Annotated in this window: 23 protein-coding genes; 18 read left to right on the top strand and 5 right to left on the bottom strand. The window is 38.7% G+C overall.

Annotated features, from left to right (window positions below; translation table 11 throughout):
* Window positions 1-288 precede the first annotated feature (288 nt).
* The 8 genes from JNUCC25_RS20295 to JNUCC25_RS20260 all read left to right on the top strand — a co-directional run bounded on the left by JNUCC25_RS20295 (window position 289) and on the right by JNUCC25_RS20260 (window position 8,258).
* Window positions 289-1,524, top strand: a complete 1,236-nt coding sequence (locus JNUCC25_RS20295) for a dicarboxylate/amino acid:cation symporter (protein WP_013058732.1) — start codon at window positions 289-291, stop codon at window positions 1,522-1,524.
* A 108-nt stretch (window positions 1,525-1,632) separates the two neighbouring features.
* Window positions 1,633-2,982, top strand: coding sequence for an aspartate aminotransferase family protein (locus JNUCC25_RS20290; RefSeq protein ID WP_029323944.1), 1,350 nt, complete (start codon window positions 1,633-1,635; stop codon window positions 2,980-2,982).
* Complete coding sequence (locus JNUCC25_RS20285) at window positions 2,983-3,684, top strand: CoA transferase subunit A (RefSeq protein WP_064472064.1); 702 nt, start codon at window positions 2,983-2,985, stop codon at window positions 3,682-3,684.
* On the top strand, window positions 3,669-4,331 hold the full coding sequence (locus JNUCC25_RS20280; RefSeq protein ID WP_013058729.1) for a 3-oxoacid CoA-transferase subunit B: 663 nt from the start codon (window positions 3,669-3,671) through the stop codon (window positions 4,329-4,331). Before JNUCC25_RS20285 ends, JNUCC25_RS20280 begins: the two co-directional genes overlap by 16 nt.
* 13 nt (window positions 4,332-4,344) lie before the next feature.
* A complete protein-coding gene (locus JNUCC25_RS20275) occupies window positions 4,345-5,610 on the top strand; it encodes a peptidase (RefSeq protein WP_029323942.1) in 1,266 nt (421 codons plus the stop codon).
* A 26-nt stretch (window positions 5,611-5,636) separates the two neighbouring features.
* Window positions 5,637-6,485 (top strand): putative beta-lysine N-acetyltransferase, encoded by an 849-nt coding sequence (gene ablB / locus JNUCC25_RS20270; RefSeq protein WP_078082120.1) that lies wholly within the window; start codon window positions 5,637-5,639, stop codon window positions 6,483-6,485.
* A 67-nt stretch (window positions 6,486-6,552) separates the two neighbouring features.
* Window positions 6,553-7,965, top strand: coding sequence for a lysine 2,3-aminomutase (kamA, locus tag JNUCC25_RS20265; RefSeq protein WP_013058726.1), 1,413 nt, complete (start codon window positions 6,553-6,555; stop codon window positions 7,963-7,965).
* Window positions 7,966-7,979: 14 nt separating this feature from the next.
* Window positions 7,980-8,258: a YokU family protein gene (locus tag JNUCC25_RS20260; RefSeq protein WP_013058725.1), complete on the top strand. Its 279-nt coding sequence runs from the start codon at window positions 7,980-7,982 to the stop codon at window positions 8,256-8,258.
* A gap of 35 nt (window positions 8,259-8,293) precedes the next feature.
* Here JNUCC25_RS20260 and dat read toward each other — a convergent pair whose 3' ends face one another.
* Entirely contained in the window at window positions 8,294-9,139 is an 846-nt protein-coding gene (dat, locus tag JNUCC25_RS20255; protein WP_013084681.1) for a D-amino-acid transaminase, read from the bottom strand.
* A 121-nt stretch (window positions 9,140-9,260) separates the two neighbouring features.
* Window positions 9,261-10,298 (bottom strand): acyltransferase family protein, encoded by a 1,038-nt coding sequence (locus tag JNUCC25_RS20250; RefSeq protein ID WP_013058723.1) that lies wholly within the window; start codon window positions 10,296-10,298, stop codon window positions 9,261-9,263.
* Between the two features lie 408 nt (window positions 10,299-10,706).
* Here JNUCC25_RS20250 and JNUCC25_RS20245 point away from each other — a divergent pair, with 408 nt between their 5' ends.
* The 3 genes from JNUCC25_RS20245 (at window position 10,707) to JNUCC25_RS20235 (ending at window position 12,247) form a co-directional block, all read left to right on the top strand.
* A complete protein-coding gene (locus JNUCC25_RS20245; protein ID WP_029323935.1) occupies window positions 10,707-10,922 on the top strand; it encodes a YozE family protein in 216 nt (71 codons plus the stop codon).
* 202 nt (window positions 10,923-11,124) lie between these two features.
* The gene (locus tag JNUCC25_RS20240) at window positions 11,125-11,811 is read left to right on the top strand and encodes a hypothetical protein (RefSeq protein ID WP_013058721.1); all 687 of its coding nucleotides are present in this window, start codon (window positions 11,125-11,127) and stop codon (window positions 11,809-11,811) included.
* Window positions 11,812-12,076: 265 nt separating this feature from the next.
* Window positions 12,077-12,247 carry a YozD family protein gene (locus JNUCC25_RS20235; protein WP_013058720.1) on the top strand — a complete coding sequence of 57 codons (171 nt, stop codon included), beginning with the start codon at window positions 12,077-12,079 and terminating at the stop codon, window positions 12,245-12,247.
* 58 nt (window positions 12,248-12,305) lie between these two features.
* Here the strand turns inward: JNUCC25_RS20235 and JNUCC25_RS20230 are convergent, their stop codons facing one another.
* Complete coding sequence (locus JNUCC25_RS20230; protein ID WP_013058719.1) at window positions 12,306-13,367, bottom strand: DUF2515 family protein; 1,062 nt, start codon at window positions 13,365-13,367, stop codon at window positions 12,306-12,308.
* 117 nt (window positions 13,368-13,484) lie between these two features.
* On the opposite strand from JNUCC25_RS20230, the gene JNUCC25_RS20225 reads away from it, so the two are divergent.
* The 5 genes from JNUCC25_RS20225 to JNUCC25_RS20205 all read left to right on the top strand — a co-directional run bounded on the left by JNUCC25_RS20225 (window position 13,485) and on the right by JNUCC25_RS20205 (window position 16,768).
* Window positions 13,485-13,739, top strand: a complete 255-nt coding sequence (locus JNUCC25_RS20225) for a hypothetical protein (RefSeq protein ID WP_078082119.1) — start codon at window positions 13,485-13,487, stop codon at window positions 13,737-13,739.
* Between the two features lie 3 nt (window positions 13,740-13,742).
* Complete coding sequence (locus JNUCC25_RS20220) at window positions 13,743-14,579, top strand: serine/threonine protein kinase (RefSeq protein WP_013058717.1); 837 nt, start codon at window positions 13,743-13,745, stop codon at window positions 14,577-14,579.
* Window positions 14,566-15,336, top strand: coding sequence for a sporulation protein (locus JNUCC25_RS20215; protein ID WP_029323933.1), 771 nt, complete (start codon window positions 14,566-14,568; stop codon window positions 15,334-15,336). The genes JNUCC25_RS20220 and JNUCC25_RS20215 overlap by 14 nt, the downstream gene beginning before the upstream one ends.
* Window positions 15,337-15,571: 235 nt before the next feature.
* Window positions 15,572-16,198 carry a phosphatase PAP2 family protein gene (locus JNUCC25_RS20210; protein WP_013058714.1) on the top strand — a complete coding sequence of 209 codons (627 nt, stop codon included), beginning with the start codon at window positions 15,572-15,574 and terminating at the stop codon, window positions 16,196-16,198.
* 246 nt (window positions 16,199-16,444) lie between these two features.
* Window positions 16,445-16,768 (top strand): hypothetical protein, encoded by a 324-nt coding sequence (locus JNUCC25_RS20205; RefSeq protein WP_013058713.1) that lies wholly within the window; start codon window positions 16,445-16,447, stop codon window positions 16,766-16,768.
* 51 nt (window positions 16,769-16,819) lie between these two features.
* On the opposite strand, the gene JNUCC25_RS20200 is transcribed toward JNUCC25_RS20205, so the two are convergent.
* Complete coding sequence (locus tag JNUCC25_RS20200) at window positions 16,820-16,972, bottom strand: hypothetical protein (RefSeq protein WP_013058712.1); 153 nt, start codon at window positions 16,970-16,972, stop codon at window positions 16,820-16,822.
* A gap of 194 nt (window positions 16,973-17,166) precedes the next feature.
* On the opposite strand from JNUCC25_RS20200, the gene deoD reads away from it, so the two are divergent.
* Both deoD and JNUCC25_RS20190 read left to right on the top strand, forming a co-directional pair.
* Window positions 17,167-17,871: a purine-nucleoside phosphorylase gene (gene deoD, locus JNUCC25_RS20195; RefSeq protein ID WP_013058711.1), complete on the top strand. Its 705-nt coding sequence runs from the start codon at window positions 17,167-17,169 to the stop codon at window positions 17,869-17,871.
* A 219-nt stretch (window positions 17,872-18,090) separates the two neighbouring features.
* Entirely contained in the window at window positions 18,091-19,539 is a 1,449-nt protein-coding gene (locus JNUCC25_RS20190) for a SulP family inorganic anion transporter (RefSeq protein WP_013058710.1), read from the top strand.
* A 243-nt stretch (window positions 19,540-19,782) separates the two neighbouring features.
* On the opposite strand, the gene JNUCC25_RS20185 is transcribed toward JNUCC25_RS20190, so the two are convergent.
* Window positions 19,783-20,949 (bottom strand): FtsW/RodA/SpoVE family cell cycle protein, encoded by a 1,167-nt coding sequence (locus JNUCC25_RS20185; protein WP_029323930.1) that lies wholly within the window; start codon window positions 20,947-20,949, stop codon window positions 19,783-19,785.
* Between the last annotated feature and the right edge of the window lie 597 nt (window positions 20,950-21,546).

Genomic DNA, 21,546 nt, shown 5'->3' with positions numbered 1-21,546 from the left:
TATCAAGCAATACAAGGATAAAATCAACAGTTGAAAAGAGTTGTTTTTTGATGAGTAAAATATTTATGAAAGAAGTAAAGTACGCGGGTATTAGAATAATTATTCATATTTATGAATGGTGGTTTATGAAACCACGATATTCTCATGGTTTTTTATATAGCTGAAAAATATTAATCTGAAAATTTTTAATATATTGTATATTTTGAGTGTTACCGTTCTCAATGCATGGTAAAATAAGTATGGTAGTTAGAATCATTCTAATATAATTTATTTACGGGAGGTAAATCTATGAAGCTATCGACAAAGATCATTATCGCGCTAATTGCTGGTGCTGTTGTAGGAGTGTTGATTAATGCTTTTGCTCCAAGTGCTTTTGCTCCGCTGGACAAGTACTTGTTTACACCGCTTGGCCAAATCTTCTTAAGCTTAATTAAAATGCTTGTTGTACCAATTGTGTTTTTCTCTATCACGTTAGGCGTAGCAGGTTTAGGAGATCCTAAAAAACTAGGAAGAATCGGGGCTAAAACAGTTTCCTACTTCCTAGTTACAACAACCATTGCTATTATTATTGGTTTAATTTTAGCGTATGCAATTAAACCGGGTACGTTTGGATCTTTTGATACAAAAAACGCTTCTTTTGAAGCCGAAAAAGCACCGCCGGTTGGAGAGACATTCTTAAATATGATTCCAGTCAACCCAATTCAAGCGATGGCTGAAGGGAATATGCTTCAACTTATCGTTTTCTCTATCTTTATCGGTTTTGGTATTACGATGCTTGGAAGTAAAACAAAAGGGCTTTACAATTTACTCGAGCAAGGCAATGAATTGATGATGTATCTTGTAAATCTAGTGATGAAGTTTGCTCCTTACGGAACATTTGGGCTTCTTGCAACCGCGGTTGGAAGTCAAGGCTGGGAGGCAATTAAAGCGATGGGGCTGTACATGATTGTAGTCGTGCTCGCGCTGTTTATCCATTCGATCGTAACATATGGGGGATCAGTCGCGCTTATGGCCAGACGTAACCCTATTGAATTTTTTAAAGGTTTTGCTCCTGCGATGACAGTTGGATTCAGTACATCAAGCAGTAATGCAACGCTTCCGATTTCAATGAATGTGGCTCAAAAAAATCTTCGTGTCCCGGAGTCCATCAGCAGTTTTGTTCAGCCGTTAGGTGCTACCATTAACATGGATGGAACGGCAATTATGCAAGGTGTAGCGACTATTTTTATTGCACAAGTATACGGCGTTGACCTGTCGCTAGGTGCTCTTGTGACGGTTGTATTGACAGCGGTGCTTGCTAGTATTGGTACAGCAGGTGTGCCGGGAGTTGGTCTCATTATGCTAGCAATGGTACTGAGTTCGGTTGGACTGCCTGTAGCAGGTATCGGATTAATTATTGGAATTGATCGCTTGCTTGATATGCTTCGTACATCTGTAAATATTACGGGAGACGCTGCGTGTGCCGTTATTGTGGCTGAGTCAGAAGCAAAGCGTATCGATAAATCTGTAACGCAATCAGCTTAATAAGCGCAAAAGCTCTAGCTATATGCTAGGGCTTTTTTTATTGGCAAGAAACTCTTCGTTTCAGCATACAGTTTAATAAGAGTGTATGTTTGAAAGGAGAGTGCGGAAATGAATAAAACTCATGTAATAAAGCCGCTGCTCGACGATGACTACCCAGTTATTTCATATGGAAAAGGAATTTATTTGTACGACCAAGATGGAAAAAGGTACATAGATGCTTCGTCGGGGGCAGTTACAGCAAGTATCGGACACGGCGTAAAAGAAATTATTGATGCGATGACCGATCAGGCACAGAAAGTTGCGTTTGTATATCGGTCGCAGTTTACAAGTGACTCAACAGAAGCCTTAGCTAAGAAACTATGTGAATTAAGCAGCAATCATTTCCAGTGGAGTTTTTTTGTTAACAGCGGGACAGAAGCGACTGAAACGGCTATGAAAACGGCAATTCAGCATTTTCAAGAGCAAGGAAAGCCAACCAAAACAAAGGTTTTGTCACGGTGGATGAGCTATCACGGTATTACAATAGGAGCTCTGTCTATGTCAGGGCACGTTGGAAGACGAAAACGCTTCTCATCTTTGCTTGAAGATTATCCTTCGGTTTCACCTCCTTATTGCTATCGATGTCCGTTTCATCAAACCTATCCATCCTGTAATCTTGCTTGTGCACACGAATTGGAAACAGTTATCAAACGAACTGGCCCTGAACATATTGCTGGTTTTATTACAGAGCCCATTGTAGGAGCAGCCGGAGCAGCGCTTACACCTCCTCCCGGTTATTATGAAGTGATAAGAGAAATTTGTGATAAATATGATGTGTTATGGATTGCGGATGAAGTCATGACTGGGGTTGGGCGTACAGGCGTGATGTTTGCGTATGAGCACTGGGGAGTTAAACCAGACATCATGACGCTTGGAAAAGGAGTGGGAGCAGGATATACACCAATAGCCGTTACGTTGGCTAGCAGCAAAACGATTGAACCTATTATGAACGGATCCAAATTAATTATGAGCGGACATACGCTAAGCGCTAATCCGCTGTCATCGGCTGTAGGGCTAGCTGTTTTAACCTATATTGAAAAGCATGATCTCGTTCAAGAAGCAGCGCTGAAAGGAGACTACTTAGTAGAAAAATTGAAGAAGCTTCAGCTTCTTTATCCTATCATTGGTGATATACGCGGCAAAGGCTTACTAATTGGTCTTGAGCTTGTGCAAAATCCAAAAACGAAGGAGCCTTTTTCATCCTCGGAAAATATGACGGCACGCCTAATAAGTAAAGCCCAAAAAAATGGTCTTCTTCTTTACCCTTCACAAGCAGGAACAGACGGAGTCGAAGGAGACGGCATTATTATTGCCCCACCATTTACAATTACTCATCGTCAGCTTGATGAAACGGTCGATCTGCTTTCAAAAACATTGCATGAAGTACAAAATGAAAAACAGAGAAATGAGGTGAAATAAGTGACAAAGGTCGAAAACTCATTTCAAAAGATTACAACTGTGGAACAAGCGATTGGATATGTCGATCATGCTGCTACGCTAATGATAGGAGGGTTTGGAGGAGTAGGCAGCCCGCCTTCTCTCATTGACGGTCTGATTGAAAGCGGAAAATCAAATTTTACATTGATATGTAATGATTCAGGCTTTCCTCATATTGGCGCCGGAAAATTGGTAAGCCAAGGAAAAATTCAAAAGCTGATCGCTTCTCATATTGGGTCGAACCCAGTGGCTGGGACGCTCATGACAGAAGAAAAGCTAAAAGTTGAGTTTTCTCCTCAAGGAACGCTTGCTGAACGTATTCGAGCGGGAGGAGTTGGACTTGGAGGAATACTGGTTGATGTAGGAATAGAAAATGACATTATTCAATTGGGAAAAGAAAAAGTAGAAGTAGACGGCAAGACATTTTTAGTGGAAAAGCCGCTCACAGCCGACGTTGCTTTTGTGTATGCAAAAAAAGCCGATCCATTCGGCAACTTGCTTTATGATAAAAGCGCTCGAAACACTAATCCGTTAATGGCAATGGCAGGTCGTATAACTATCGCTGAAGTGGATGAAATTGTTCCTCTTGGCGACATTGACCCAGAGAACGTGATGACGTCAGGTGTATTTGTGGATTATATTGTTCCTTCAAAAGGAGTGAATTGGAAATGGGTTTGGGAATAGATATGCGTCATCGTATTGCAAAACGTGCTGCGGCTGAAATCAAAAACGGCATGATTGTTAATTTAGGGATTGGCATTCCTTCTCTTATTCCTAATTATGTACCAAGTACTGTTCATGTGATGTTTCATGCTGAAAACGGAATTTTAGGGTTAGGATCTTCGCCTCCTTTAGGTGAAGAAGATGAGAATGTCTGCAATGCAGCAGGCTATCCAACAACTACGGTTCAAGGGGCTTCATACTGTGACAGTGCTACAGCCTTCGCGATGATTCGAAAAGGGTACGTCGATATGACCATTCTTGGTGCGTTAGAAGTGAGTGAAAAAGGGGATTTAGCTAATTGGATTGTGCCAGGTAAGCGAGTTCCTGGGATGGGAGGAGCGATGGAATTAGCTCAAAAAGCGAAAAAAGTCATTGTGCTAATGAATCATACGAGCAAGACAGGAGAACCGAAGCTGGTTAAGACGTGCTCTTTACCTCTGACTGCTTCGGGCTGCGTGGGATTAGTTATTACAGATCGGGCGGTTTTTAAAGTGGAAAAAGATGCGCTTCTACTAACAGAGTTAATGTCTCCTTATACCGTAGAGGATATTTTGAGTTCAACAGAAGCGACAGTTCGCCTGAGTGATCAATTGATTACGATACCATAAGGAGGACCATTACATGAAGATACAGCAATCTATTCATAACTGGATGACAGAGCATCGTCAAAGTGCAGTGCGTTTACTCAAGCGTTTCGTAGAAGAAGCAAGCGTACAAGGTTCTGAAAAGCATGCGCAGGCAATTGTCATTGAACGCCTTCGACAGTTGCAGTTAGATATTGATATATGGGAACCGGACGAAAAAATACTTCGTAGCCATGAAGCTTTTGCCTCCAACCGTTCTACTTTTCGAGACAGTCCGAATGTGGTAGGCGTGTTAAAAGGGAAAGGCGGAGGGAAATCCATCATTTTGAATGGGCACATTGATGTAGTGCCACCCGGAGATCTTTCACAGTGGACGGAAGACCCTTATACGGCTGTTGTAAAAGATGGAAACTTATATGGGCGCGGAGCAACGGATATGAAAGGAGGAAATGTGTCGTTACTTTTAGCTATTCAAGCGTTGAAAGAGCTAGATATTTCACTAAAAGGAGATGTTATTTTTCAAAGCGTAGTAGAAGAGGAAAGCGGAGGTGCAGGAACACTTTCCTGCGTACTTAGAGGGTATAAAGCAGATGGTGCCATTATTCCGGAACCAACCAACATGAAGATCTTTCCTAAGCAGCAAGGCTCCATGTGGTTTCGAGTGACCGTGCATGGAGTAGCAGCACATGGAGGGACTCGGTATGAAGGCGTGAGTGCGATTGAAAAAGCGGCTGTTGTGCTTAAACATATTGAGGGTCTTGAAAAAGAGAGAAACAGTCGAATTACAGATCCGCTCTATAATAAAATTCCCATTCCCGTGCCGATTAATATCGGAAATATACAAGGAGGAACGTGGCCTTCTTCAGTCGCTGATCAAGTAATATTAGAAGGCAGGATAGGAGTTGCTCCGCATGAAAAAATGAAAAATGTCAGAGCAGAAATGAAAGCCTGGCTTGAACTTTTGCCTCAGTGTGATGAGTGGTTTGCTGAGCATCCTGTCGACCTGGAATGGTTTGGGGCCCACTGGCTTCCCGGTGAAATTGAATTGGAGCATCCGCTTATGACCTCTCTTTCGTCCTCTTTTTATCAAGTGAAACAGAAACAGCCGATCATTGAAGCATCTCCTTGGGGAACGGACGGAGGGATACTGTCACAAGTAGGGGATATTCCAACAGTTGTTTTTGGACCGGGAGTAACAGAAGTGGCCCACTTTCCGAATGAGTATATTTGTATTCAAACGATGCTTGACGCAGCAGAAATTATTGCTCTCACGGTAGCAGACTGGTGCAGTATTGCGGACTAAGCTAAAAAGGGAGAGGATACAAACAAATGGCGAAACAAGAAAATATTTGTCAACCAACCTTTGCTATGACTCTTTTTTTAGATGAATGTAACAAGCGTCTGAGAATAGATGATTACCGGGGAAATATGAACGATATTTACAGCTATATATATAAAGAAGTTGATAAGGCAACGTACGAAAAGTGGATTATAAAAGCACGTGCTGAACATCTGTTGGACTGGATGAGCTTGGGATTTTCTTTAGAAGCAACTGTTCCCTACTATTTTAACGGAAGCGACGCGTATCTTTTATGCTACTATACGTCTCAATCCCGCCGAGACAGCGGGGAGACGTTAAAAGAAACAGAGCTGCTTCAAGATGTTTTGAATTTGCCGACATCTAATTATTCTCCTTTATCAAATCAACTGATCATGCGCCGAGCCATTTCATCTGACGCTAAACAACTTTCTCAGCTCTATCGTCAAATCTTCACAGTGTATCCTACTCCCCTTTACGAAGAAGAGTATCTCTCTAGTTTGCTTCAAGAAGATAGTTTGTTTTATATCATAGTTGACAAGAACGATATCGTTAGCGCTGCTTCTGCTGAAATTGACTATGTTTATCATAATGCTGAACTAACGGATTGTGCGACTCTCCCTGCTTACCGAAAGTATGGATTCATGAAGCATTTATTAAGCGCACTAGAGGCGGAGCTAAAACAGCGGCATATTTTTTGTGCATACACAATAGCGAGAGCGCTTTCATTTGGAATGAATGCCGCTTTTCATCAGCTTGGGTATATCTATACGGGACGATTAACGAATAATTGCTACATTTATAAATCGTTAGAAGATATGAACGTATGGGTGAAGGATCTGTCAAAAAGTAAAGGGTGAGAAATAATTAACCAATTTATGGGCTGTAACATATAACAATAGTAAATCTTCATAAAGGAGCGATTGTATGTTATATGATTTATATAAGCCGTCCCGACATTGGAAAGATATTGAGTTATGGAAAGATGTTCCTGAAGAAAAATGGAATGACTGGATTTGGCAATTAACAAACACAATTCGAACGTTAGATGATTTAAAAAAGGTTATTAACTTAACTCCTGAAGAAGAAGAAGGAGTACGCATTTCAACCAAAACAATTCCGCTCAATATTACGCCTTACTATGCATCTTTAATGAATCCAGATGATCCTCGCTGCCCCGTCCGTATGCAGTCTGTTCCGGTTGGCAAAGAACTTCATAAAACAAAATACGATCTAGAAGATCCCCTAGATGAAGACGAAGATTCTCCCGTGCCAGGGTTGACTCATCGCTATCCTGATCGCGTTTTGTTCTTAGTTACCAATCAATGCTCCATGTACTGCAGATACTGTACTCGAAGAAGGTTTTCAGGACAAATCGGAATGGGCGTTCCAAAAAAGCAGTTAGATGCTGCGATTGCTTATATCGCCAAAACACCCGAAGTACGAGATGTACTCATTTCAGGCGGTGATGGCTTGCTGATTAATGACAACATTTTAGAATATATTTTGAAGAATTTACGAGCTATTCCCCATGTGGAAATTATTCGAATTGGCACAAGAGCACCCGTTGTGTTTCCGCAGCGAATAACGGAAAATTTATGTGCCATTTTAAGAAAATATCATCCAGTATGGTTAAATACTCACTTTAATACATCCATTGAAATTACGGAAGAGACAAAAAAAGCATGTGAAATGCTTGTCGATGCAGGCGTTCCAGTTGGCAATCAAGCCGTTATTTTAGCTGGGATTAATGACAGCGTAGCTATCATGAAAAAGCTTATGCACGACTTAGTGAAAATACGCGTTCGTCCTTACTATATTTATCAATGTGATTTATCAGAAGGAATTGGGCATTTCCGTGCACCTGTTTCCAAAGGGCTTGAAATTATGGAAGGGCTGCGAGGTCACACGTCTGGCTATGCTGTTCCAACGTTTGTTATTGATGCGCCAGGAGGAGGAGGAAAGATTGCGGTTCAGCCAAACTATATTATTAGTCAAAGCGCAAGTAAAGTTGTTCTGCGAAACTTTGAAGGAGTGATTACGACGTATCCGGAGCCAGAAAGCTATGTGCCTGGGGGTGCAGATGATTATTTTCGAGCTGTTTATCCAGCATCGGATACTAAAGATTCTTCCATCGGCATCTCGGGTCTTATGAATGATGCTCAATTCAACCTTGTACCGGAAGGGTTAGGGAGAGTAAAAAGACGTAAAACATATGAAAGTGACAGTGCTCACGAAAGCCTAAAAGACAAACGTGAAAAAAGAGATGAATTAAAAGATAAAAAGTTTAAAGCACAATTGAAAAAAGACGGTAAAAGCGACGATGCTCCATCATCTTAAGGAGGTCCTGTAATATGACTGTTCAATGCGCATGGTGCGAAGAAGAAAAAGCGGTAGAAACAACCAATACCGCATACTGGGAATTGCCAGACGGAACGAGAAGTATTGAAATTACTCATATGCCATGTATCAGCTGTTCAGGTTGCGGGATGTCATATCAAGAAGAAGAGATCATAGAAGAAGTGGAAACACAGCTGCTTCTTGTCGATACAAAAAAACTTGATGAATCCATTCGGTATGATGAGCTATTGAAAGTGCCGAGATTATTAAAGCGCAACTACTTTAAATTCTAAAAAGCCGTCCCTTATTTTGTAAGGGGCGGCTTTGCTTATTGATAAGCCTTTGTTCCAGCAGTGCGCAGGCTGTAGGCGTGTTTTAAAGCCACTGTAACAGGACGGAAAGTTGGAAGTTCGACTTCGTCTATTTTTGAAACGGGCAAGAGACCAACAGATGTGCTCGTAATAAAAACTTCATCAGCGTCTTTTAAAAAGGAAGGAGTCATATTTTGTTCTCGGATTTGAATGGCTTGTTCCTGCGCACATTCGAGTACGTTAGCGCGCGTAATACCGGATAGAATTTTTCTTGTGGCAGGAGTCGTGAACAAGACGTTGTCTTTTATCGCAAATACATTGCTGCTCGACCCTTCGGTTATGTATCCGTCTTTTACTAAAATAGCTTCTTTACATCCTTTAGAAGCCGCAGCTTGTTTGGCCAGAAGGTTAGGAAGTAAGTTCAATGATTTGATATAGCAATTAGCCCATCGCTCGTCTTCCAAAAGAAGCGTAGAAATGCCTTTTTCATAGGCTTCTTCAGGTGTTTGGCGAGGGTGGCGTATTGTGAGTGCTAATTGTGCAGGTACATCGGGAAATAAATGATTTCGAGGAGCAATCCCGCGCGTAACTTGAATATAAATATCAGCGTCTTTTAACGTTGATTTTTCCATTGCTTGGTGAATGATGTCCTTTAGCTCTTGTCTTGAAACCGGCAGTTCGATAAAGATTGCCTTTGCACTTCTTTCTAAGCGGTCTAAGTGACGTTCAATCGAAAACGGAACTCCTTTGTATACGCGAATAAATTCATAAACACCGTCTCCGAACTGGTGACCGCGTTCATCAATTGGAATAACAGCCTCATTAATATCTCTAAACTCTCCAGCATAATATGCTAATTCCATCTTGAAAAACTCCCTTCCTTTAGATATTAAAACGTTAACATAAAATTCAGCAAAATGAAATTATTTACTTGGTTTCTTCGAAGAAAATGAAAAAAGTCATACTCCTTTAGGAGTATGACTTTTATGAAAACGTACGTTTGAATGCTAGTGAAAATTTCTGAATGGCTTTTTTAGGTGTAACAAACTGAACAATGAGCTTGGTACCGGTGATGAACCAATCGACAATACGGCTGCCGAGAAGCATCGTTACTAAAATGGACAGGGCGATTAAGACGATAATACCCCATGATGTTGGCTCTAGACTTTTTGAGAAGTCAGTTGTAAAGAACCATTTTAAAATGAAGCCGTGCAATAAATACACGTATAGGGATCGCTGTCCAATGCTTGTTAAAGCAAAACCGCGCGTTGGAATTAAAGCCATAAAGGCAAAAGATACAAGAAAAGCAATTCCATAGTGAGAAACGCGCATTAAAAATTCGGCCACATTGTCGTACGTGTTCGTTCCATACAGCATATCTGTGTAAGCCGTGTCGTCTAAGAAAGAATAGCTTCCGATTAATGTCACTAGTAATACGATGGATGCAATGATTCGATTTCGCGCTGTCAAAAGATTTGTAAAAGGCTCTTGTCGCTGTGACAAATAGTAGCCTAAAAGGAAAAACGGGAAGAAGACAAACATTCGGCTAATGCTTAGAATTTTATCAAATCCGTCAATATCAATGAAGCCCATTGCAAGTCCAAGCGAAATAGAGACAGTTAAGCTAATCCACATCGGGAATTTCGCAAAGAAAGGAAGCATTAATTTCCAAAAAATTAAGCTCAGTAGAAACCACATTGCCCATCTAGGAACCAAATATTGAAGCGTGTACGTTTCATCTGTATAAAGCACACTATAATAAAGGGTATAGATAGTTTGGAAAGCTAAGTAAGGAAGAGCCACCTTTGTAAATATTTTTTTGTAATAGCCTTTTTTATGAAAATTTTTTGAGAAATAACCTGCTAGTAAAATAAAGACAGGCATATGGAAAATAAAGATAAAGTGATAAATGGACAGCATTCCGCTACTATCTGTTCGGTACGGAGAAATCATGTGTCCAAATACAACTAAAAAAATTAATACAAATTTAGCATTATCAAAGTAAGCATTTCGAGTATTCATAGTATTATTTTTCCTCAACATATGCTGATGTAAACCTCCCACCAACAAGATTTATTTAAATGGCGATTATTGTTAGAATAACCTTTCACTACGGAATTAAAACATGAATTCTTCTTTTTTGCAATTACATAAAGGCTTGAGAAACCTGTCGAATCAACGCTTTTGTTATAAAAACGATGTGTTTTTGTTACAAATGTCTTTTTGAAAAAAGAAAAATATTGATATAACAATATTTATTCGTTACGCTAATAGTGAAATTTGTTTTGCAACTGTAACATGAATTTAATATTTTTTGTCCGGTAAACCACTTATATTGCAGTGTTCGACATCTACATAACACAGAAGAAAGTTGTAGATTTCTTGAAAAAATGATAGAAAAGATACACATACCGCTGGAGGGGGAGTACGATGAAATCCTTTTATCACTATATAATGAAATTCCGATCAAATAAAAAACATGATCGAATGGGAGAGTTTGCGCGAAGTGCTTATGATGATCACAGCTTCCCGAAATCTTCAACAAATTATGACGAACTGAGTTCTTATTTAGAGCTCAACGGACATTATTTATCAAGTATGACCGTATTTGATGAAGCATGGGAGCTTTATCAAAATAATGCGTGAGAAATAAAAAAGCAGGCTGATGGATATCCATCAGCCTGCTTTTTTATTTTCTTTAGCTCATGCAATAAGCAGGGGTAAAAATGATAGAGGGCAATAGATAATAAAGGCTTGGTTCTAAAGATGTTATACTTCCCCTTTTTTAGTTACTGCATATAATATTGTAACTTTTCAGTAGGTGTATGTTTACTAAGGAGGTGCGACGATGGCAGGGAAGAAAAAACCTAAATACGGAATTGGTGAAACAGTCGTTGTAACAATATACGGGACCGTTGGCACTATAACCGATATAAAAGTAATGGATGGGATTTTTGTATACGAAATCAACCATAGTGAAGGTCTTTTTTTAGAAGATACAATTGAGCTTCTAGAAGAATATGAAGGTCAAATATTAGTACAGGAAAGAGTAGAGCTTGAATATAAATTTTTCTTCGGCGATATCGTCCAGGTTTTTAATTATGGAAAAGAGTTATTTAAAATCATTGGTATTCGAACAGAAATATGGCGTTATAAAGAGGATTCATGGGAAGATATTGTCTATGAATTGTCACGTGTAACAGATGGAGAATGGCTTGAGGCTAGTGAAGAAGAACTCATTCTCGTAACTCCTCATGAGGAAACAGAAAATTATGCTCAAAGTGTTGATATGTTGTATTTAGGTAAAGAAATTAAAAAGACGGAGTTGCTACCAAAGATGAAAAAACAAAACGGTTCTGAAAAAGAAGAAGTGAGGTTAACTAAAGAAAAGCATGAGATTATAAACGGTCTTTTAGATGTGTACAATGATTATAAATTTTTGTATGAGCTTTTTGAAGATGAAGAATACGCTGAAGTCATGAACTTAGTGCTGAAACATTTAAAAAAGATAGCAAAATCCGAACAAGGAAAATAGCAGGTAGATGCCTAATAAATAAAAGATAGCCGAGATAGATCATCACATCTCTCTTAGCTATCTTTTATTGTGTATACGGCGATGGTAATGAAAAAAGAATGGGGATAATTACCTTTCTATTTAAACTGCTGAAATTTTAGACATACTATTGCTGAATTGTTCATAAATGTGTATAAGGTAAAACTTCAAGCAGAAGATGGAGTGAACCTATTTTTAAGAAAAGTAAGGTACGCTAATCCGTTCAAACGGGATAAGGAGTGATATTGTGAAAGAAATCGAAGTGGTCATTGATACGGAAGAAATTGCGGAGTTCTTTTACAATGAACTAGTCAAGCGAGGCTATGTTCCCGCTGAAGAAGAGCTAGGCGAATTAGCGGATATAACTTTTGATTATCTCATTGATAAATGTATTATTGATGAGCAAGATGAAGAATAAAAAGATAGATACATCTGTAACGACGGGGAAACTCGTCGTTTTGTTTATGAGACAGCGGCTATGAAAAAGGGTTAGCAGCTTTAATAGCGGATTGCACTTTTATATGATGCTGAATGGGAATTTTTTTAACTGAAGAAGCGGGAATAGACTCAAGGAGAGAAAATATGCTTTCGTCTTCAAACCACTCATCTTTTCTTAAAAAAAGGTGTACGCGGTCTCCCCAGCTCATATTTAAAGTCGGGCTATACAGCTTTTTGGAATGAGTTCGATTCTTTGTAAATATATCCGTATTATAATCGCTTCGAGACCCTGTGTGGGGGTGTTTAAGGCTAAATGTATAGATAGAATCATGCAAGTTTGAATAAAAAAGAAGAACGTATAAAGTTTTTCCCACTTCAATCCGTTTTAAGACAGACTCGAAATGATACACTTTTGTTCCACATAAATCAATGTTATTACCTGAATAATAGGGAAAGACGATTTGAGTCATACCGAGAAAGTTTTGAGTGTGAAACTGCCAAGAGTGAAGAACATCCCGCTGAAACTCTTTTTTAAAGAGAACATTTTTTTCGATATGATACTGTTCGTTCACAATCAGGGCTATTGATAAGAGCGTTTTGTTTCTATGCTGCCAAAAGTCATTCCAAACAGTTTTCATAAAAAAAGATATGTGAAAAGCGGGTAGTAAATGAAACAGATTGCTGTTTTGCTCTTTGCTTTTTTCATAGAGTAACAGCTGAGCGTAAGCATCATGAAAAATGGCGGAATTGGAATGTTCTAAAAACAAGAAGTACGCATGCTGTTTTTCTGGAGAAAGCAGGGATTTTATTAAGGTAGTGGAGAGATCTGTCATGTAATAGCCGCCGTTCCGTGAAACCAAGTGTGCTAAAAAAGCCCAGTGAATTTCGGGGTGTTTTTGATAATAGTCTAAATAAGCTTGGGTACGTGTAACATTGTTTTGATTAGCTTTTTTTACTTTTTTTCGAATCTCTTGAATCAATTTTACGTCTTCTCCGATAAAAGACAGCGGGAGGGTAGCAGGAGGTTTGAGCTGCATCATCTGCTGCAGGCGAAGAACATCCTCCAATTTAATGAGAGAATTTGTGTCAGTAGAAGTCATGTTAAGCCTCCTTTGAAACGTTTAACTATATAAAAAAAGGGTAAGGGATTTTTTGAAACCTTTATAACATTTCGTACGTATAAAGGGTAACAAATGTTAAGAAAAGAGGTTTTCTTTATGTTCAGAAAAATTTTTGAATCATTAACTGGATCTAAACATCGACGCTACAGCAGCAGCGATCGACACTATCGACGTCCTCGTCACTACAGCAGCAGTGATCAGCATTACAGACGTCCTCGTCACCATAGCAGCAGTAGCGATTATAAACGAAGCAAATATTATGACAGCCACAGTCATTCAAAATATGGCCACCACCACTACAAGCGCAAACGTAAAAGTGGAAGCTTCTTCTCAAGCTTTTTCTCAAGTTGATTTATGATGAAAAATCGAATGTTCAAACACCTTCATCGCTGGTTAGTTGACCGCCCTTTTAAAAAAGGAAAAGTCATTTGCGGGCGCTATGAAATCATAGATGTACTGGGAATGGGAAGCTATGGTATAACATATGTTGCTAACGATATTGTGCAACAAAAAGAGGTAGTAGTAAAACAGCTCCGTAAAACAAAGCAGCGCACGTCTCAGGGGCTGAAGTCTTATCATTATGAAGCGAAACTGCTGTCTCAATTAAATCATCCTCAAATTCCTTCACTGTATGAAGCTATCGAAACAGATGAAGGCTGTTTCTTAGTGATGGAATTGATTCAAGGAAAAACGTTTGAAGGTTTAATTTTTGAAGAGAAGTGCGTGTATACGGAAGAACAAGCGCTTGACATTTTACTTAATATTCTAGACGTAGTTTCTGCTATTCATGAGCAAGGAATCATTCACCGTGATCTTCGTATTCCAAATATTATTGATGTTAACGGAACCATCTATGTTATTGACTTTGGTCTTGCTAGATTTTTAGGGGACCATGAAGAAACAAGCACCCTTATAGAAGAACAGCAGTTTATGAGACAAACATCCGCTGCAAGCGATATCTATGCACTTGGTCATTTTCTTTTATTTTTATTATACTCTGGTTATGAGCCGACGGAAAAACAAGAAAGAAGCTGGGAACAAGAGCTAAGTTTGTCGACACCTATTAAGATCATCATTCAAAAAATGCTGAGAGCAGATGAATCGTATGAAAGCATTAAAAGTTTACAAAAAGATATTTATGACTATATAAATAGTAAGAACTCAGGGAGGGGAAAGTATGGCGCTATTTAATAAAGCGTTAGCCCGCATTGGAATTGGTGCAGCGCGAGTGGACGCTAAGCTTGTCAATGATGAATTTCGTGCTGGTGAAAAGATTGAAGGGATTGTTGAAGTGTACGGAGGCAATGTTGAGCAGAAAATTGACAGCATCTATCTGCGTCTATTCACAACTTATGTAAAAGAAAGAGACGATAAAAAATACAAGCAGGATATTGAGCTCAATACGTTTAAGATTAACGACCCGTTCACTATTCAACCAGCTGAAACGAAATCTATTCCTTTTACCTTTCAGCTGCCTGATGATACGCCTGTTACATTAGGGAGAACCCGGGTTTGGGTGGCGACGAGCCTCGATATTAAAGATGCCGTTGATCCGTCAGATATTGATCATGTAAAAGTGCTTCCTAACCTTATGGTAACAAGCGCAATTGAAGCTATGGAACAGCTTGGCTTTCGCTTGCGCCAAGTCGAGTGCGAAGAAGCCCCTCGCCGGATGAGAAAAAGACTTCCTTTTGTTCAAGAATTTGAATTTGTTCCAAGCGGTGGATTGTACGCTGGGAAAGTAGATGAAATTGAAATCATCGTACAGCCGAGCGGCTTACATGACTACGATTTATTTATAGAAGTAGATCGACGTGCCAGAGGGTTTGGCGGCTTTCTATCTGAAATGCTGGATGCAGATGAGTCGCTCGTTCATGTTCATGTTTCTGAAAAAGAAATTCCTCAGTTAAAAAATATATTAACCAATATTATTTCACGCTATAGCTAACGTGCATAGCTCTCCTTTATTTTTCGTATATTAAAGACAGTAAAAAGAAAGGAGAGAGGTATATGCCGCAATCAAAGCAAACGAAAAAAATAAATGCAAAAGAGGAATTTTCGGCTGAATTTGTCGTTCATCAAGCTCCTAAGCCGGAAGACTATATTCAGCCAAAACGTGTGAATAAGTAAAGCATGTAGAACGCTACATGCTTTTTCTTTTAATAGGTTGGAGGAAATAAAAAATGGTAAATCGCACTACAAAATATTCTCTATTTATTGTATCGCTTTTAGCTTTCTTTTTACTCATTTTATTTACGTTTAATACACCTTGGGTGAAACAGCTTGACTTTAATGTACTTCATACCATTGAAGGATGGAGGACGGACACGTTAACACCCATCATCATATTTATAACAACCGTAGGATCTTGGTATGTCACTGCGCCAATATGGTTTGCAATTATAGTATTTCTTCTTTATAAACGAAAAGGGTTGCTCGCTTTATATATCACGCTCGTTTTTTGGGGAGTTCGCGCTTTAAATTGGGGATTGAAGGAGATTTTTGCAAGACCAAGACCTGATTGGAGTCAAGTCGTTCCCGCCTCTCACTATAGTTTTCCGAGCGGACATGCCATGAACTCAATGGCGTTTTACAGCGGAGTACTTTTGTTAATATGGATGTATACAAGAAGCAGGGCTGTTAAAACGGCAGCTGCATGCGTAATAGCTATTGTTATTTTATTAATTGGATTTAGCCGTTTGTATTTAGGCGTACACTTTTTAACGGATATACTAGCAGGATATTGTTTAGGACTTGCTTGGTCCTTAGGAGTCTATCTCCTTTCTAAACGCCTATATAACCAAAAATAGGAGCAATGGTTACATTTTTTTCGTTAATATTTCATTTTGTTTAAGTAGGCCTATTGATTCATCCATTCAAAAACAACTAATGATAAAATGGGAAACAAATATTTTATGTACATATTTAATAAGAAAAAACTAGTAATTTCGACAAAAAACGTTTTGATTCGATAAAGGATTTTCGGATTTTATCACTAATTATATAAGAATACATGACGTAAAAGAGTAAATACTTGCTTTTGGGTGGAGGGAAGAATGTTGAGTGTGTGGACCACAATAAAAAAACAATTTAATATTAGCACAGAATATGATGTAACCATTATGCAAACAGAAGAAAAAGGCGAAAAGCGCGGATATAAGCCTGTCCATCGTCTAACGATTACAGCATTCGATCATCAAGACGCAGCAACACAAGTATTTCAAATGTTTAATATTGCTGATAATTTGCCAAAAGATTGTGATGCGAGGTTTATCAGCACAGGCGATATTTTGTTAATTGATGAAGGTACTCGAGGAAAGTATTACTACAAGTTATGGACAGACGGCTGGCAAAAAGTGAACCGCCTGCACGTACGCTAAACATAAGGTAAAAGCGACCTATCTGGCCGCTTTTTATTTATATGTTGACCCTTAGTAATCACGAGTATGATGGCCAGGGCCATTTTTTCGGTTTGTTGCTGAATATTCATCTCCATGGGCTTCATGTTCTGCTATAATTGCTTCTTTTGGAATATGATTATTCTTTTTAGGCGAATTAATTCGATTGCGATGTTTTTTCCCCATACATATCACCTCAGCTAACGTTAGTAAATCCCTTGCGCTATTAGCGTACCCTTATATAAAAAGACATACTACGCCATTTTTTGGGCTGTATGTCTTTTTATTTTTGACGCATAATGTTAGAAGTAAATAGACAAGCAAGGGATACAATATGGTATAGTGAAAGCGTAAGATTTTTTACATATAGGAGGTACGAAATGAGCGTACATATTGGGGCAAAACAAGGTGATATTGCAGAAACGATTTTACTTCCAGGTGATCCACTTCGTGCAAAATACATTGCAGAAACGTTTTTAGAAGATGTAACTTGCTATAACGAAGTGCGCGGTATGCTTGGATTCACAGGAACATATAAAGGAAAGCGCGTTTCTGTTCAAGGAACAGGAATGGGTGTACCATCAATTGCTATTTATGTAAATGAACTAATGAATGAATATGGTGTTCAAAACCTAATTCGCGTTGGTACATGCGGAGCAATTCAAAAAGATGTAAAAGTACGTGACGTTATTTTAGCCATGTCTTCGTCAAGTGATTCACAAATGAACCGCGTTAAATTTGGTCCTATTGACTATGCACCGACAGCTAACTTTGATTTATTAAAGCGCGCTTACGATGCAGGTGTTGAAAAAGGCCTTCAGTTAAAAGTAGGAAGTGTATTTACATCTGATCAATTTTACAATGAAGACGGCCAGCTAGAAAAATTGGCAGCTCACGGCGTATTGGCAGTTGAAATGGAAACAACGGCTTTGTATACCCTAGCCGCTAAATACGGCCGTAATGCTTTATCGGTTTTAACAGTAAGTGATCACATTTTTACTGGTGAAGAAACAACGTCAGAAGAGCGTCAAACGACGTTTAACGATATGATTGTTGTTGCGCTTGAAGCAGCAATTAATGAATGAACATAATTTCATTTCGTTTATTTGCTGAATGGCAGCGAAATGCTGCGGCGTAACAAATAAAAAGGCGAGAAGCAATCAAGCTTCTCGCCTTTTTATTTGTGAAAATTAATTGTTTCCAAACGGGAAATTGTATGGTACGATTTGATACGTTAAAAACGGCTTTGATTTTCGTGAAAGTCGAAAATTGTATAAAAAATTCATAAGAGGTGATCAACCATCATGATGGCAAGTATTAAACAGCAGTGGTTTTCAAACGTTCGAGCAGATATTTTGTCTGGGATGACAGTTGCTCTTGCGCTTATTCCAGAAGCCCTTGCTTTTTCCATTATCGCCGGTGTCGATCCCATGGTTGGCCTGTATGCATCTTTTTGTATGGCAATTGTGATTGCTTTTACAGGCGGAAGACCAGCTATGATTTCAGCTGCAACAGGAGCAATGTCTTTATTGATGATTGACTTAGTCAAAGATCACGGCATTGAGTATTTATTTGCAGCTACTGTTTTAACCGGAATTATTCAAATTTTACTTGGTGTTTTGAAAGTAGGAAGGTTTTTATCATTTCTTCCTCAAACAGTTATGATTGGATTTGTAAATGCGCTAGGTATTTTAATTTTTACAGCACAGCTTCCCCATTTTCAAGGAGCAAATTGGATGATGTACGCAATGGTAGCCGGAACGCTGCTCATCGTCTATTTGTTTCCGCTCATGACCAAAGCAATACCATCTCCGCTTGTTGCCATTGTCTTGATGACGATTGTAGCGATTGTCTTTCATTTAGATTTAAAAACGGTAGGAGATATGGGGAATATTACGCGTTCGCTTCCGGTTCTTCACTTTCCAAAGGTTGATTTATCAGTGGAGACACTGCTTATCATTTTACCTTATTCGCTTCCTTTAGCGATTGTAGGCCTACTTGAATCTATGCTAACGGCAACGGTGCTGGACGAAATTACAGATACGCCTTCGAATAAAAACAAAGAAGCGCGCGGTCAAGGCATCGCTAATATTGTAACAGGTTTCTTTGGAGGAATGGCTGGCTGTGCCATGATTGGACAATCTATGATTAATGTAAAATCAGGGGGACGTGGAAGGCTATCTACCTTAGTGGCCGGAGTCTTTTTATTGTTCTTAATTATGGTGCTTGGCGATGTTGTTAAACAGATTCCAATGGCTGCTCTTGTAGGCGTTATGTTTATGGTAGCTGCCGGTACATTTGATTGGCAGTCCCTTAAAGACTTAACGAAATATCCACTATCGGATGCCATTGTAATGGTTGTTACGGTGGTTATCGTATTGTTTACACATAACTTAGCATTAGGAGTAATGGTAGGTATTGTTTTAAGTACGATTGTATTTGGCTGGAAGATGGCTAAAATCAAAACAACTTCACAAACAGAAGGCAATATGAAGCAATACAGGGTTTCAGGGCAATTATTTTTTGCTACCATCAGCTTCTTCATGGATGAATTTCAGTATGAAACAGACCCGGATACCATCATTATTGATTTTAGTTCTTCTCATATATGGGATCAATCGGCCGTGATCGGCATCTCAAAAATTATCGATAAATATGAGCGATTGAATAAAAAGGTTATTGTAAAAGGATTAAATGAAGACAGTAAAAAAATTGTAAGGCAAATTGGCATAACGTCGCTGTCGAACAAATAAAAGGTGTGCAGTAGCACACCTTTTTTACTTGTTTCGTTTTAGTAGCTGTATGAGCCAGGTGGAAAAAGAAGTTGTAGATGAGGGTACGGATGTCTGTTTTAACAAAATAGCATAGGCTTTGCGCCGATATTGGTAATCAAGCATGCATATCCACTCCTTTTAAAACAGGATTTGGAAACGTTTTCTTCATTGTAGCATGCTTAATAGGGAGATAAAAGAAAAAAGAGAGACCATCGTCTCTCTTTAATCATTTCCAAACATATAGCGTTTATGATGCCATGAGATTCCAAACATCAGACCCATTGCAAACATGTTCCCCATCAGTGAACTACCTCCATATGAAATAAAAGGAAGTGGAATTCCGGTAATAGGCAAGACTTGAATGGTCATACCGATATTTTGAAATACGTGGAACGTAAGCATTGAAATAACGCCTACACATAAGTAAGAATTGAATTCATTTTTTGTTTCAAGGCCTAGCTTGATCAAGTAATAAACGAGTACGAAGAAAAGACTAATAACAATGCTGGCGCCTATAAAGCCAAACTCTTCTCCAATAACCGCAAAAATAAAGTCGGTCTGTCCCTCTGGCAAATAGACAACTCCATTTCCGATTCCTTTACCGTTTACCATTCCTGATCCAATTGCATCTAACGATTTCTTTAAATGATAGCCCTCTCCCGAACTATATGACTCAGGATCAAGCCAAGAATAAATACGTCCAAATTGGTATTGCTTAACCCCTAGATACTTTTCTAATAGGTTAGGTGCATAAACAACAAGTCCCAAAATGACAGAACCAACCGCCGTAATACCTAAAAATGCAGGCGCGATGATTTTCCAGCTTACGCCTGAAACAAATACAAGTCCGATCGTGATTGCTAAGAACACAAGAGCGGTACCTAAGTCAGGCTGCTGCATAATTAATAATAAAGGTAAAGCAAGTACAGCACCCAGTTTACCAAGCAGTAAAAAGTCTTCTCTTACTGTCCGGATACGATATTTTTCATTGTGTTTAACAATGACCGTACTCAGTGTGATAATCAAAAACACTTTCATAAACTCTGATGGCTGTAACGAAAAGCCGGGAAGTGTGAACCAACTTTTTGCCCCGTTAATTTCTCTGGCAATGCTTGACGGAGCCACTAGTAAAAGAAGTAATAAAAAGTTCCCAAATCCATAAAAAACCCACGTTAGCTTTTGAAGCTGATCGGAGTCAAAACGCATGATAAACCCTATAATCACCATTCCGATTATATAAAACACAACTTGTTGCGCTACGAAGTTCTTATCATACTGCCCAATTTTTTCAGCACTATGGATTGCCACAACGCTTACGCAAAACAATAGGAAGATTAGGAAAGCCAAGTTCCAGTCAAATCTACTAACATTTCTTTGATTTTCACCCATATTATTCACCTGTCACTATTAAATCTCATTCTTTCTTTATGATAAAAGAAAAATGCTGGTTTTTAATGCAAAGTCGATTAATGAAGAGTCGCACTAACCCCACTTTGCAGTTTTTGCTTTGAATATAGACTTGCTAAAAGTAAGAAAAGATATGTCGCAAGCTGCGTTACCATACAGCCTTTTATTATACATGAATTATTCTATAACATAAATAGGAGAAATGATAACAATTTCTTTTTTTCTAAAAACTCTATTTGCAGGGATTTATTCAATTCATCTTCTTTATCTCCTTAAAGGTTAATATGAAAACATATTATAGGAATTCATCTTTTTTTGCACGTGAAAAGATAAAGAAACGTGTATATATATAACGAAAGAAAGGGCAAATAGTTTCATATGAACGACTGAAAAATTCTAAACTGCGAGGACTAAATCTAGCAAGCTATACATATGAATAATAGTAAAGATAAGAGAAAGTGTTCTATACTATCTTTTTCTACATGCAGACATTCAACTTCTTAGCACTCCCACGAGTAAACAGTTGAGACAAGAATACAGTTATATTCTACTTTCTTGCTGATGAACGAATGTATAGAA

It is taken from the genome of Priestia sp. JNUCC 25 (genome assembly GCF_053667915.1).
This window is presented reverse-complemented; position numbering and strand designations above follow the sequence as displayed.

What these genes read in the sequence shown, in the direction of transcription:
- JNUCC25_RS20245 (WP_029323935.1), top strand. Translation starts at nt 10,707, where the DNA reads ATGAAATCCTTTTATCACTATATAATGAAATTCCGATCAAATAAAAAA.
- JNUCC25_RS20200 (WP_013058712.1), bottom strand. Translation starts at nt 16,972, where the DNA reads ATGGGGAAAAAACATCGCAATCGAATTAATTCGCCTAAAAAGAATAAT.
- JNUCC25_RS20220 (WP_013058717.1), top strand. Translation starts at nt 13,743, where the DNA reads ATGATGAAAAATCGAATGTTCAAACACCTTCATCGCTGGTTAGTTGAC.
- JNUCC25_RS20210 (WP_013058714.1), top strand. Translation starts at nt 15,572, where the DNA reads ATGGTAAATCGCACTACAAAATATTCTCTATTTATTGTATCGCTTTTA.
- dat (WP_013084681.1), bottom strand. Translation starts at nt 9,139, where the DNA reads ATGGAATTAGCATATTATGCTGGAGAGTTTAGAGATATTAATGAGGCT.
- JNUCC25_RS20275 (WP_029323942.1), top strand. Translation starts at nt 4,345, where the DNA reads ATGAAGATACAGCAATCTATTCATAACTGGATGACAGAGCATCGTCAA.
- JNUCC25_RS20185 (WP_029323930.1), bottom strand. Translation starts at nt 20,949, where the DNA reads ATGGGTGAAAATCAAAGAAATGTTAGTAGATTTGACTGGAACTTGGCT.
- JNUCC25_RS20225 (WP_078082119.1), top strand. Translation starts at nt 13,485, where the DNA reads ATGTTCAGAAAAATTTTTGAATCATTAACTGGATCTAAACATCGACGC.
- JNUCC25_RS20190 (WP_013058710.1), top strand. Translation starts at nt 18,091, where the DNA reads ATGATGGCAAGTATTAAACAGCAGTGGTTTTCAAACGTTCGAGCAGAT.
- JNUCC25_RS20280 (WP_013058729.1), top strand. Translation starts at nt 3,669, where the DNA reads ATGGGTTTGGGAATAGATATGCGTCATCGTATTGCAAAACGTGCTGCG.
- JNUCC25_RS20215 (WP_029323933.1), top strand. Translation starts at nt 14,566, where the DNA reads ATGGCGCTATTTAATAAAGCGTTAGCCCGCATTGGAATTGGTGCAGCG.
- deoD (WP_013058711.1), top strand. Translation starts at nt 17,167, where the DNA reads ATGAGCGTACATATTGGGGCAAAACAAGGTGATATTGCAGAAACGATT.
- JNUCC25_RS20290 (WP_029323944.1), top strand. Translation starts at nt 1,633, where the DNA reads ATGAATAAAACTCATGTAATAAAGCCGCTGCTCGACGATGACTACCCA.
- JNUCC25_RS20260 (WP_013058725.1), top strand. Translation starts at nt 7,980, where the DNA reads ATGACTGTTCAATGCGCATGGTGCGAAGAAGAAAAAGCGGTAGAAACA.
- JNUCC25_RS20295 (WP_013058732.1), top strand. Translation starts at nt 289, where the DNA reads ATGAAGCTATCGACAAAGATCATTATCGCGCTAATTGCTGGTGCTGTT.
- JNUCC25_RS20250 (WP_013058723.1), bottom strand. Translation starts at nt 10,298, where the DNA reads ATGAATACTCGAAATGCTTACTTTGATAATGCTAAATTTGTATTAATT.
- JNUCC25_RS20240 (WP_013058721.1), top strand. Translation starts at nt 11,125, where the DNA reads ATGGCAGGGAAGAAAAAACCTAAATACGGAATTGGTGAAACAGTCGTT.
- kamA (WP_013058726.1), top strand. Translation starts at nt 6,553, where the DNA reads ATGTTATATGATTTATATAAGCCGTCCCGACATTGGAAAGATATTGAG.
- JNUCC25_RS20205 (WP_013058713.1), top strand. Translation starts at nt 16,445, where the DNA reads ATGTTGAGTGTGTGGACCACAATAAAAAAACAATTTAATATTAGCACA.
- JNUCC25_RS20230 (WP_013058719.1), bottom strand. Translation starts at nt 13,367, where the DNA reads ATGACTTCTACTGACACAAATTCTCTCATTAAATTGGAGGATGTTCTT.
- ablB (WP_078082120.1), top strand. Translation starts at nt 5,637, where the DNA reads ATGGCGAAACAAGAAAATATTTGTCAACCAACCTTTGCTATGACTCTT.